Annotated in this window: 12 protein-coding genes and 1 pseudogene; 5 read left to right on the top strand and 8 right to left on the bottom strand. The window is 68.4% G+C overall.

The annotated features are described in order from the left end of the window. Positions 1-40 precede the first annotated feature (40 nt). Positions 41-973, top strand: coding sequence for an aldo/keto reductase (locus ACFYZA_RS31115; protein ID WP_388494065.1), 933 nt, complete (start codon positions 41-43; stop codon positions 971-973). Positions 974-1,420: 447 nt separating this feature from the next. Beyond that, on the top strand, positions 1,421-2,041 hold the full coding sequence (locus ACFYZA_RS31110) for a dihydrofolate reductase family protein (RefSeq protein WP_388494063.1): 621 nt from the start codon (positions 1,421-1,423) through the stop codon (positions 2,039-2,041). Between the two features lie 541 nt (positions 2,042-2,582). Here ACFYZA_RS31110 and ACFYZA_RS31105 read toward each other — a convergent pair. After that, a complete protein-coding gene (locus tag ACFYZA_RS31105) occupies positions 2,583-2,876 on the bottom strand; it encodes a hypothetical protein (RefSeq protein WP_388494062.1) in 294 nt (97 codons plus the stop codon). Positions 2,877-3,038: 162 nt separating this feature from the next. Between ACFYZA_RS31105 and ACFYZA_RS31100 the strand changes: the two genes are divergently transcribed. Next, positions 3,039-3,386: a hypothetical protein gene (locus ACFYZA_RS31100; RefSeq protein ID WP_388494060.1), complete on the top strand. Its 348-nt coding sequence runs from the start codon at positions 3,039-3,041 to the stop codon at positions 3,384-3,386. Positions 3,387-3,904: 518 nt separating this feature from the next. Here the strand turns inward: ACFYZA_RS31100 and ACFYZA_RS31095 are convergent. After that, complete coding sequence (locus tag ACFYZA_RS31095; protein WP_388494058.1) at positions 3,905-4,885, bottom strand: alpha/beta hydrolase; 981 nt, start codon at positions 4,883-4,885, stop codon at positions 3,905-3,907. Positions 4,886-5,368: 483 nt separating this feature from the next. Here ACFYZA_RS31095 and ACFYZA_RS31090 point away from each other — a divergent pair, with 483 nt between their 5' ends. Continuing rightward, entirely contained in the window at positions 5,369-5,725 is a 357-nt protein-coding gene (locus ACFYZA_RS31090) for a hypothetical protein (RefSeq protein ID WP_388494057.1), read from the top strand. 719 nt (positions 5,726-6,444) lie between these two features. Then, positions 6,445-7,029, top strand: a complete 585-nt coding sequence (locus ACFYZA_RS31085) for a YrhB domain-containing protein (RefSeq protein ID WP_388494055.1) — start codon at positions 6,445-6,447, stop codon at positions 7,027-7,029. A 180-nt stretch (positions 7,030-7,209) separates the two neighbouring features. Here the strand turns inward: ACFYZA_RS31085 and ACFYZA_RS31080 are convergent. The 6 genes and pseudogenes from ACFYZA_RS31080 to ACFYZA_RS31055 all read right to left on the bottom strand — a co-directional run bounded on the left by ACFYZA_RS31080 (position 7,210) and on the right by ACFYZA_RS31055 (position 11,965). Beyond that, positions 7,210-8,141, bottom strand: a pseudogene (locus tag ACFYZA_RS31080) (IS5 family transposase). Positions 8,142-8,197: 56 nt separating this feature from the next. Then, entirely contained in the window at positions 8,198-8,662 is a 465-nt protein-coding gene (locus tag ACFYZA_RS31075) for a hypothetical protein (RefSeq protein ID WP_388494054.1), read from the bottom strand. A gap of 88 nt (positions 8,663-8,750) precedes the next feature. Next, positions 8,751-9,623, bottom strand: coding sequence for a DUF4190 domain-containing protein (locus ACFYZA_RS31070; protein WP_388494052.1), 873 nt, complete (start codon positions 9,621-9,623; stop codon positions 8,751-8,753). Between the two features lie 325 nt (positions 9,624-9,948). Then, positions 9,949-10,590: a TetR/AcrR family transcriptional regulator gene (locus ACFYZA_RS31065; protein WP_388494051.1), complete on the bottom strand. Its 642-nt coding sequence runs from the start codon at positions 10,588-10,590 to the stop codon at positions 9,949-9,951. After that, positions 10,587-11,267 carry a DUF4166 domain-containing protein gene (locus ACFYZA_RS31060; protein WP_382600111.1) on the bottom strand — a complete coding sequence of 227 codons (681 nt, stop codon included), beginning with the start codon at positions 11,265-11,267 and terminating at the stop codon, positions 10,587-10,589. The genes ACFYZA_RS31065 and ACFYZA_RS31060 overlap by 4 nt, the downstream gene beginning before the upstream one ends. Continuing rightward, entirely contained in the window at positions 11,264-11,965 is a 702-nt protein-coding gene (locus ACFYZA_RS31055) for a hypothetical protein (protein ID WP_388494193.1), read from the bottom strand. Before ACFYZA_RS31055 ends, ACFYZA_RS31060 begins: the two co-directional genes overlap by 4 nt. Positions 11,966-12,038 lie beyond the last annotated feature (73 nt).

Raw genomic sequence — 12,038 nt, 5'->3', positions numbered from 1 at the left:
CCTCCGTTTGCTTCCATCGTCTCATGAGAGCGAGACCGCCATGGTGTCCACCGACCGATCTCTTCAGCTCACCGCCGGCGGCGCCGCGCGGCCCGGTGGGCCTGGAACGCTGGCGGGCCGAACCGTGTCCCGGATCGGCTACGGCGCGATGCAGCTGGAACGCCTGCGACGCGACGACGCGATCGCGTTGCTGCGTCGCGCGGTCGAGCTCGGCGTCGATCACGTCGACACCGCCCAGTTCTACGGCGACGGCCACGTCAACGAGGTCATCTGTGCGGCGCTTCGCCCCGAGGACGACGTCCTGGTGGTCAGCAAGGTGGGCGCCGAGCCCGCCCCGGGCGCCGCGGTGCCGCTGCGCCTCGCCCAGCGGCCCGAGCAGTTGCGGGCCGGAGTCGAGGCCAACCTCAAGAGCCTGGGTCTCGACCGGATCCCCCTGGTCAACCTGCGCCGCGCCGACACCGGCCCGGGTCTCCGCCCCGAGGGCGACCAGGTGGTCGACCTCGACGACCAGCTCGCCGTCATGACCGCCCTGCGGGACGAGGGCAAGATCGGCGCGATCGGTCTCAGCAGCGTCACTCTGGACGGACTGCGCCGCGCGCTCCCGGCTGGGATCGCCTGCGTGCAGAACGCGTACAGCCTGGTGGCGCGCGACGACGAGGACATGCTCCGACTCTGCCGGGCCGAAGGCATCGCCTGGGTGCCGTTCTTCCCGCTGGGCGGCGCCTTCGCGGGCCTGGCGAAGGTCGTCGACGAGCCTGCCGCGATCGCCGCCGCCCAAGCGCTGAACGTGACCCCGGCGCAGGTCGGGCTGGCCTGGCTGCTCCACCACGCCCCGAACGTCCTCCTCATCCCCGGGACCGCCGACGCGGAGCATCTGCGCGGGAACATCGACGCGGCCGCGATCAGCTTCGACGACACGACGCTCGCCACGCTCGACGCCGTTCCCAGCCGCGCGGGAGACATCGTGCTGTGAGAAGCGCGGAGGGCCCCACCGGGCACCGGGAGCCGGCCGTCCGCGCCGAGCGCGTTGCGTCGGGTCACGAACGCCACGACAGGCCCCCCCCGCCTGCGTTGCGGCCTCCTCGCGCCCGGCCTCAGCGAAGTCGCGCACTGTCAGATACGGGAGGGAGGCCTTGCCGGATTCCGGTTCGGTCTGGATGACGATTCGCCGCATTGTGTGGCGTCGTCGCGCGGAGCTTCGGACCAAGTGCGCCGCATGGTGACGCCCTTCGGGGGCCCTGGAACAACGTCACAGCCAGGCTTGGCTATAGCTGAAGGTCACGGGCAACCGCGTGGTGCCGGGAAGGCGGCCGACCGGGCGATGAGTTTGCGAGACCGGAACGGTCTACCCCCCAGTGGCAAACGGATCAGACGGTTCACCACGTAGGCGACGGAAGGTCGCTCCTAGGAGGACGGCACAGTGACCGACGATGTGGGCAAGGTGACCTGCGACCTCTCGATCTCCGTCGACGGGTACTCGGCCGGGCTCAACCAGACCGAGCAGCGTCCGTTCGGCGACGACGCGGGCGATGGCTGGGGCGACAGACTGCACGCCTGGATGTTCGAAACCCCGGAGCAACGGCAGGCTGAGCTCGACCGGCTGACGCTGGCCGGCGCCTTCATCATGGGACGCAACATGTTCGGCCCCGTACGCGGCACATGGGATCGGCAGTGGAAGGGCTGGTGGGGTGACAATCCGCCGTATCACGCACCGGTCTTCGTGCTCACCCACCACCCGCGCGACCCACAGCCGATGGACGGCGGCACCACTTTCCACTTCGTCACTGATGGCATTGAATCCGCGCTGCGGCAGGCTCGAGAGGCGGCAGAGGGCCGCAACGTGTCGATCCACGGGGGCGCGACCACCGTCAACCAGTACCTGGCGGCAGGCTTGATCGACGAGCTGCGGCTCCACATTGTGCCGTTCACGCTCGGCGCCGGTACGCGGCTGTTCGCCGGCGTGAGGTCACTCAATCTTGAACAGGTGGATTCGCGAGCAGCGAACTCAGTCACACATGTCACCTATCGCATGCGGTCATGAGCTCGGCTCTGTTGACGCCCCCCGCTCGTCCTGAGTTCCTGGAGGATTTCCCGGTGGGCTGCGGGCTCGTCGACGATCCGTCCAGAGCGCCTGATCCATGTCCCGTTCTCAAAGGGGTCTGAGGTTCTGGCTTGCAGTGGTGTCCGAAGGCTCCGGGCGGCCTGGACAGCGGGCGGGACGACCTGGGTGGCCGGGGTGAACCGGCGTTCGGATGCCACCCACTGCTCGCGGCAGGTGTGTCATGACGGCCTGGCGGTCGGTGGTCGAGAGGTCGCCGGCCTGGAGCAGGCACGCCCGCAGACACATTCGTGACTACGAGCGTCTCGTCCAGTACTCCGAATCACCGAACACCTCGTCCGAGATCACCCTTGTGACCAGGCGCACTACTCGCCGGCAGTCCAGCCGGGCCGGCCGGCCCGCCTCTCGCGAACACACACGGGACCGACCGCGGTCACGACCGCCAACTCCACTCCAGCACTTCCTTCATGCCCGGATCGGCAGCCGGGTGCCGAGTACTTGGTGCTCAGAACCCGTTGCCCCATTAGAAGGTGAGGTTGTACGCGCGCTGGAGTGCGTGCCGGCCATGGTCCCCGTCGGCGTAAGTCCATGCGAGGGCGGCAGCAAACCAGAGCAGAACGGCTCCGCTGACGATGCCCAGAGCGACCAGTTCGCCGTACCAGATGAGGAGGACCAGAGCGACGGTCACGATGACCGCGCCGACATGGGCTCCCGACAGGTCGAGTGACGCAGCCTTGCGCGCCGCTCGGGCGTCAGCCCGTTCTGCGGCGAAGCGCTCTTCTCGAACCGACTGCGGTTCGTTCTCGTCGAAGTTCATCTCCCCCCCTGGGCCTGACGCTACAGGGATCCGGACCGCGTCGGCAGTCGGCAGGGGAGCACCGCAGGGGATATGGATCAGGTACTGAAGGATTTCAGTTGCCGTGCTGGGTAGTCAGCGAACAGTGCCGCGGCGGTTGCCCCTCCACCCAGACTCATCACCATGAACTCGACGTTGTTGGATAGCGGAATGGTGAGAGGCGAGAAGGAGAAGAAGCGGCCCGCCTGGGGCGTTCCGAGGGGGATCATTCTGTTGGCGACGCCGGAGGGCTGGCGCAGCAGTGTCCTCACCGAAAACGGAACGCTCTGTGGGCGGCTGGACGTGCCGACGAATGCCGATCCGCAAGACGCGCGGGCTGCGGCGGCGTTGAAGGTGACGGAACTTGCGCGCGACTTCCACGACATCGACGTGGCAGTGAGCTGGGAACCGCCCCAGGAGCCCTGGTCATGGACCGCCCAAGTCACCCTCATCGCCGAAAACGAACCGCCTTCGCCGGGCGCCGAAGGCTGAACGACAAGCTCAGTAGTCACTCGACCAGCGCCCGCAGCCCGGACACGCCGCCTGCCTGGCCGTGGACCGGGCGACGGTTGGATGGTTGAAGGCCTGGAGGGTGAGTCATACCTGCGGCCAATGAATGCGCTCACCTGGCCAACTCCGGCGCTCAGTCAAAGCCTTAGCTGTGCGCTCCGCTCGACAGCGACCTCGTCGCCGTGCTCCTGGACGTGAGAGTGCCGGGGTGCTGCCTGCGGAGGGGCCGTGGCATGGGGGCAGGAGGACCGCTCAACCTCCCCAGGCTTCCCCGGCCCTCCTGCATCCCGACAACCTGGTGCCCAGCCGCGCCCCCTTCATGCGCCGCCTGCGCGTGTCTCTGCGGCGCCTGGGAAGAGGGGGCGGGCGTCAGCCCGGGGCGCAGCTTGCGCGCCGGACAGCACGGCCGGCCGCAGCCGGCCTGACGCTGTCCGGGATCTTTGCGACGGCCACGTCCTGCCGGGGCGGGCACGTGCGGAGGGCGCCACCCGTGTGGGACATCAGGCCGCCCCCAGCACCCGCTCCAGCCAGGAACGGCGGGCCTGCCACGCTGCCCGGCTGATCACCGCGTCCGGGACCACCAGGTCGAACGTGTGGTAGCCGCCGGCCCACACATGCAGCTCGGCAGAGCCGCCGGCCCGCCAGATCCGGTCGGCGTAGGCTACGGCCTCGTCGCGCAGCGTCTCTGCCGAGCCGACGTCGATGAACGCCGGGGGCAGTGCGGACAGATCCGTTGCGCGGGCCGGCGCGGCGTAGGGCGAGACGCCCGGGGTGCCGCATTCCGAGCCGAGCAGGGCCTTCCACCCGAAACCGTTCCAGCTGCGGTCCCAGACATCGACACCGTCCATCTGGTGGGCCGAAGCACTGTCGTTGCGGTCGTCGAGCATCGGACACATCAGCAACTGCCCGGCCAGCCGTGGGCCGCCCTTGTCGCGCACCGACAGACTCAGCGCGGCGGCCAGGCCACCGCCGGCGCTTGTCCCCGCGACGACGATCCGGTCCGCGTCCAAACCGAGTTCCGCCGAGTGCTCAGCGGTCCACAGCAGCCCGGCGTAGACATCGTCGAGCGGTGCGGGATACGGATGCTCGGGCGCGAGCCGGTAACCTGCCGAGACCAGCGATGCCCCGAGCCGCTCGGCCTCGTCCAGCAGCGGTTTGATGAAGAACAGGTGCCGTGGATCGCCGCTGAAGTAGCCGCCGCCGTGCACGAAGTAGAGGACCGGGCGCGACGCGGCAGGACCCGCCACGGCGGCAGGCGTGCAGATCAGCAACTCGGTTTCCGAGGCCCCGGACGCCCCTGAGACGGAGACCGAGGTCACCTCGAACCGCCCACCCTGCCGCAGCTCGTCGAGCGTCGGCACCTCCGCGGCATCCTCGGTGCGGACGGTTGGCAGCCGTTCCAGGCTCATCGGGCCCGCACCGGCCTCCCGCACGGCGCGGTATCCGTCGAGCAATGCCGCATCGATAGGTATTGTCGCCATCAGTCCACCCTCGTCAGAATGCGCGCGCCACCCCTGGGCATGGCGCTCATGAGCCCCGAACGCGCGCCCCGTGATGCCTTATTGGAAGCGGGCGTCCAGCCGCCAGGGCAGTGTAGATCTTGCTCCACATGGCCAATCCCCGCGGTCCCGTGTCGGGCCGGGGCGCGGCAGGTAGGAGCACCTCGCCTGTGGTGAGGCCGACGGGCTATGGGCCCCGAATGCCTGACGGCCCTGCCTCACGCATGCTGCGCCGGGCTGGCTGTGACGTTGGTCAGCGGCCCAGCATGTCGGCTCCACGGGGCCTCAGTTGGCGGAGATCCTGCGTCCCTTCGACGTCCTTGAAGTGGCTCCGGGGGACGGCCTGAGGTGGGTCCAGCAGGGGGCATCGAGCGATGTGCGTCGGGCGGGCTCGACAGCTCGACAGCTCGATCACCCGATGGACCCGCGACGCCGAGAGGCCAGTGGGCCCGTCATGATGGCCCGGTGGATGATCTCGCTGTGCTACGGCAGGAGTTCTCGGAGAACGAGGACGCATTTCTTGCGACCGTGATCCGTGATCAGAGGTGGGACAAGGATGCCTTCTCTCGTTTGGAGCGGGCGATGCGCGGTGTGTGTTCAAGGTTCGAGGAGCATGATCAGCAGGACCTGCCGCGATGGCTGGTGGAAGGATTCTGGCTCTGTGCCGACTGGTTGCCGGATCACACGGCCGAACTGCGGTTTCCCCGCCCCGAGCCGTCGACGTATTACGAGGCAGCTCTCACGAGGCTGCGAGACCTTCAGTACTGGCTGGTGACGGGCGTTTCACCGTACTTGCCCGACCACGGGATCGCAGACCTCTAGGACGCTGTGACCAAGCCGGTGTACTGGGAACCCACTGCGAGAGCCGCAGCTCTGGCGGGGATCTCGACCAGCGGACGGCGCGTGAGCACCAGGGAGCCGAGCGGCGGCGTCGCCCAGACGGCCGGTCGCCCCCAGCACGACCGCACCCCGCCTAACGCTGTCGTTGGGCCGCCGAATGCCCTGGGCGCTCAGAGCAACTGCGGGGGAGTGTCAGGAGAGCGGGCGCTTCGCCGGGGGCCATGGACAGCTCCCGCGCGTGATGCAGTTCCTCCACCGCCCGCACCAGCGCGTCCGATCCCCGGTCCGGCCCGGCTCGACGGACACGGCGGCGGTGGCGTTGTCAGTCACCCGGAACCCGCCGGCGGCGCACAGATCGGGCATGGTGAGCGGCCCGTGCAGGAACGTGCCGAGCGGATCGGTCGGGCACGGCCCGTGCTCCTCGTCCGGCTCGAAGCCGTTGCGGTCGGCAATCCGCATAGCCGCTGTGCCGGCCTCCGCCGGAGTCAGCTCCCCGTCCGGAACGAGGCAACGTACGACTCGTGTTCGCCAACTGGCGAGAAAGCAAAGGTGTCGGCGGCGAAGCTTCCCAGCACGGGCTGCATCACAATCACACTGGGATGATGCCGGGCCCCACTGCCCTACCGCCACGGCTTCAGATGCGGGATCGGGCCCTGCGAATTCGCTGGTCGAGAGAGGCGTCCGTGCGGGAGGCTGCATGCGTGATTGAGCGAGAGACCGCCGTCCGGGCTGTCGAGGACCAGTTGGAGCGTGACTATCAGCAGTGGCGGGCTGCGAGCGTGGAAGCGATGCGGATGGCTGTGGTCCACGTCAAGGAGCACGAGCTGGTGTGGATCGTGTCCTGGACCTCCGAGGAGTTCGTGCGCACCCGGAACCCGGAGTTCATGCTGGCCGGGAACGGGCCCTACCTGGTCGACCGTGTCGACGGTGGACTGCACCAGATCGGCGTCGTCTCCGCGATGACCGGGGAGTGGGAGGCCGACTACCGAGCCCGAGTACGTGGGCTGCCGGTGCGCACCGCAGTAGACGATCTGCACGATGCGCTGTGTGAAGTCGCCGCTGCGCGCGGACGTATGCATGCTGTGCGGACACTTCGTCAGAGACTGCGGATGTTCTCGCCTGCGGAGGCAATTGAATATGTGAGCGCCCTGCTGGAGGGTGATGCGCCCGCAGGTCTCGTGGCCGTCGCCACCAAAGAGCTCGTGGAGCCGCTCAGCCCGGTACTTGCAGTGAAGACGATTCTGAGCGGGGCGGAGATCCGAGCCGGTCAGAGACCCGAGGGGTGACGGGGAAGCCAGTCGGTATGCAGATCGCGTACCCGGTCCCGTTCCTCGGACGTGGCAGGGAACACGTCGGCGCCACCGTCGTAGGGGTGATTGGATGCGCTTCATTCGGCAGTCCGTCGCGTTGGTGCAGGTGGGGGCCTTCGGCTACTGACCGAGTCTCTCTAGGACTTGTCCGGCCGATCATGTTCGGAGCCAGAGAGTGAGGGCTGCGGCGGTTGCGGTTCCAAGGTAGACGTAGCGTCGCTTGTCGTAGCGGGTGGCCACCGCCCGGTGCTGCTTGAGCCGGTTGATGGCCCGTTCGACAGTGTTGCGCTTCTTGTACGGCTCTTCGTCGAAGCCGGATGGCCGTCCGCCGCGTGAGCCTTTGCGCAGGCGGGCGGCCTTGCTGTCGACCTTCTCCGGAATGGTGTGCCGGATGCCCCGACGCCGCAGGTGCTCGCGGCAGGGCCCGTTGCTGTATGCCTTGTCGGCCGCCAGTCTGTCGGGTTTCTTGCGGGGCCTGCCGGTTCCGGGCTTCGGGACGCGGATCTTCTCCAGGACAGGTTCGAGCTGGGTGCGGTCCGCCCGCTGGCCTGGTGTGACGACCAGGGACACCGGGCGGCAGCGGCCGTCCGCGCTCAGGTTAAGCATGGTGGTGAACCCGCCGCGCGAGCGGCCCAAGACCTCACCTCCCGCATCACCTCCACCAGGCGGGCGTGCAGGCTCTGCCACGCGGTTTCGCTCTGATGTTCCGCCAGCTCGTCCCCCTTTGAGGCGGGTGCCGGCGGCGGGTCGGTGCGGGCGCCGGCCGCGTGCTGATGCGCCCGCACGATCGTGGAGTCGACCGGGATGTCCCAGTCGATCTCACCCGCCGCATCTGCGGTGGCCTGGACCTGCTGGAGCAGCCGCTCCAACGTCCCGTCCGCCGACCACAGGCGGTGCCGTTCGTAGACGGTCTTCCACGGCCCGAACCGTTCGGGCAGGTCACGCCACTGCACCCCGGTCCGGACCTGGTGCGGAATCCCGTCGATCACCTGCCGGAGGTCCCGCCACCTGCCACAACGCCTATTGCTGACTGGCAGGAACGGTCGTAGTCGTTCCCACTCGGCATCGCTCAGATCACCCCGCCCGATGTCTACATCAACGCCCCGGACCCACGCCCGTCGCAAGATCACACGACTCCTTGCTCTCAGTCCGCGATGAAGGGTGCATATCCAACCGGCACCTCGCTCACCTCAAGGTCCGAGAAGAGCAAGGTCAGATCGTGAGCGTTGGTCTCGATGTGAACCTCATGGAAGTCGATCCCGACAGCCTTCGACCAGCGGAGGGCAGCCTCCGACTTGAGACGAAGCTCGGCTCCGTACAGCTCGTGGTGGTTCGCGCCCCAGACGTAACCGTCGAGGTCGATGGCGGTTTCGCTGTCGAGGAGCCGGGCGTCCAAGGAAGTCCGCCAGGTCTCCGTGGACAGGAACGTCTCGCATCGGGCCTCAACGCAGTACCGGAAGAGATACCGCAGGTAGGTTGACGGGTTCTGAGGGCCGTCCCACACGTTGATGACGATCTCGTAGTCGCGCATGTAGGTCGTGTATCCGTGGTGCACGACAACGGCTTCGATGGGTTCGTTCAGCGTCCGCTGAAGTTCTGCGGTGTCCATTCCACCCTTCTACCTCACTGGGCAAGCCCTTCGACAACGAGATTCGCAGGGTAGCCACACCTCGGCTCAGAGATCGCCCGGACAAGTCCTAGCCGAGCGGGCCGGCCCATTCGGCGTCCGAGTAGAGAATCCCGGGGTGCAGACTCACCTGGAAATTGTGGGCCGCGTCCGGGGACACCGGGAATGCGTACTGGCCCTCTGCCGTGTCGCCGGGCGCGAGCTCGCCCTGGAGCAGCTTCATGCCCGCCTTGGTGTCGAGGAGGAAGTCGACTCCGGCACCATTGGCGTCCTTGACGCGCGGCTGAAGGAAGTTCGCGTCGACCGGCTCAGTGGAGTGGTTGGTGACGGTGATGTGTACGAGGAACGCGCGGTCGCCCTTCTCCAGCCCGAGGGCCCGTTTGCCGGGTGTGTACTCGGTGGGCGCCGCCACGGTGACCGTCACGCCGTCGTCGTACGTGTGGCTCTCCCCGTATTTCGCGGGCCCGGGGTCGCTGACCTCGTGGAACGCGGGCAACGGGGTTGCGGGCGCCTGAGGGGAGGCCTCCGCGACCGCGGCTCTGCGGCGTTGCTTGTCGTCGTTGATGGCGTCCTTGACCATGGTCACGGTGACGACCAGGCCGACGATGGCGAGAGCCATCGAGACGCCGCCGAGGATCGTGCCGCCGAGTGCCGAACTTTTGTTGTCGGCCCGCCCTTTGCGGACGTTGTGAAGCCCGACCAGGCCGAAGATCACGGCGAGCGGGCCCAGGATCCACGCCACCCAGAACAGGCCCGGCAGGAGCGCGACGAAAGAACTGATGGAGCCGAGAACGATAGCGGCGGTGCCGAGCCCGTTGCTGAGCCGCGGCGGCACTGGAGCCCACCCCGACGGATAGCCGTCCATGGGGGGCGGGTTGTCGCCGGACGGCGGCCCCCACTGCGGCTGTGGCTGGGGTTCAGGGGTTACAACAGGCGTCGTCATGCTCGTCTTTCTGAGGTGCAAAGTGCGGGCCTCACCCTAACAGCGTCCTTTACATCTCCTTTACTGGTTTTTCGGAAGACGTTCGTAGTCGACCGTTGGGCGCGCGTGAGCCCAGCGAGCCGGGCTGAACGATCCAGGGCGTCTCACCGCCGCTGTTCATGGCGAGGCCCCGGCACATGTACTGGAACGCCGCTCTGGGGTACTTCGAGACCGCGCGGCTGCTCTCGCCGAGGACATGGCTTGCTGGTTCCCGGGCGACCGCTGAACTGCGACGCGGCGACGCCCAGGCAGTGGGCGCAGGGGGCGGCCCCGTACATGTGCTGGGTCAGGCTTGGGTGCGGCGGCGGATGTGGTGGGTGACGGCACGTTGGGTCAGGGTGCCGAGTCCGTCCAGGGCCTGGGCGAGGGCGGCAAGTTGGTCGAGCGATTCGAGGGCGCGGGTCGCGCCCTCGGGGTCGACGCCTTCGTACAGTCCGATCCCGACGAAGGAGGCGGCCGCGGCTCGGGCGAGGCCGGCCGGGTCGGTGAAGGACGCCAGCGGGGTCGCGCCGAGCAGCCGGGTGAGGACGGTCTCCAACTCCGCGACCCACAGTGCGAGTCCGCCGGCGGTGGCGGCCGCCAGGGCGGGCGAAGTCTGCCCGGCGGCCAGCAGGTGGCCCAGGACGGCCACCTGTCCGGCTGCTCGTTCCTCGGTGTGCATGGCGCGGGCGAAGTCCACGAGTTCGGCGAGGGAGTTGATGGCGGCGAGCCGCTCGCGATAGCGGGATACGCGCTGCTCGGCGCCGTGTATGCAGGCGGCGGCCAGGAGTTCGTCCACGGAGCCGAAGTGGTAGAAGATCAGCCCCTGATTGACCCCTGCGGTCGTCGCGATCGCGCGGGCCGAGGTCTTGGCGATGCCCTGCTCGACCACGGTGCGCAGGGCCCCGTCGAGGAGCTTGAGGCGGGTGGTCCCGCTGGAGGAGCTCATGCGCGTGCCTCTTCGCGGACGGGCCGCAGGTCGGCGTGGAATCCGGAGCCGCTCGCGTCTACGTACTCGGCGGTGAAGGAGCCCTGGTAGCCGAAGAGGAAGCCGAAGTGCCGGTTGGTCACTCGTACCCGGATCCGGAAGCGGCCGGTGCTCTCGTCGAATGCCTCGCGCACCTCGGCGTCCCCGCCGATCAGGGACGGGACGCGGACGTCGACGAGCCCTTCGCGGAAGCGGTGTTCGCCGGAGCGGATGGTGAGCGAGCCGTCGGGTTCGGCGCGCATGTGGAGGTCGCTGGCCAGATGCTGATGGGTGCCGAGGTAGTCGAGGATGCAGTCGCGCTCGGGGCTGAGAACCATTGTGGCGTCGAACCGGTGCGGTCCGTCGGGCAGTTGGAAGGTGCGCACGAAGGTGACGGTCTCGCGGCCGAAGGAATCCGCGTAGGGATAGTTCTCGATCGTGAACGGGACATCGCGGCCCTCGCGTGGGACGAGGATGTTGCGTGTTCCGCCGAGCCGGAGGAACGGCTTGACGTAGGGGGCTCCGTGGCGGATCCATTCCATGGTCCCGCGCCCGACGCAGGCTTCCCCGCTCTCGAGCCCGACGGAGAAGCGCCGTCTGATCTCGGGGTGCAGGCGGCCGAAATCAGCGCCCATGTGCGTACGGAAGATCGAGGTCACGAGGTCTCCAGGGTGGCGAGCAGGCGAGGGGAGCGGAGCCGCCCGATCGGGGTGCGCCGGCAGCGGCGCGCGGCCGGGGTGCCCGGCAGCGGGGGTAGTAGAACGGCGAGGACGGCGGCACCTGCCGCGAGGACGAGCGGCGCGAAGGGAGAGGCGAACAGGACGACGAGGACCATGGCCAGGCGCAGCGCGCACTCCCCGAGAGCGCGGGCCAGGGCGGCGCGTGGATGGATGCCGCGTTCGCACCACAGCCGCAGCCGGTCGAATGACCAAGCGGTGGCCCAGCCCATGAGCGGCCGGAAGGCGAGCCGGTCGGCGAGTGCCCCGAAACGGCCCCAGCGCGGGCGGTAGTCGTATCCGGTCAGGAAGCGGATGCCCGTGGTGCCGGGGACGTACCGCCAATAGCCACTGCCCTCGGCGAGCGGGGAGAGCGGATGGCCCGAGGCGAAGCGCAGCGCCGAGACGCGGGTGCCGTCGGCCCGCTGCCGCTCGCCCGCACTGACTCCGGTGCCGGCGACCCAAAGGAAGGGCAGCAGCCGGGTCGCGTAGCGGAACTTTTGTGACTCCCCTTCGGCGCGGGGGAGGTAGGTGATCGACGTGAACCTCAGATCCCAGGACTGGTGCCGCGACGGGTCCTGCGTCCGTTCCCACAGGACGTCCATGTCTGTATCGATCACGGTCTCCACGTACAGCGCGATGGCTGCCACCTCCCCCTTTTCGCGGTTTGAGCGGTCGCTCAAGATGGCAAGCTAGTCGAGTTTGAGCGATTGC

It is taken from the genome of Streptomyces sp. NPDC001828 (assembly GCF_042892175.1).
In the GTDB taxonomy this organism is placed as follows: domain Bacteria; phylum Actinomycetota; class Actinomycetes; order Streptomycetales; family Streptomycetaceae; genus Streptomyces.
This window is presented reverse-complemented; position numbering and strand designations above follow the sequence as displayed.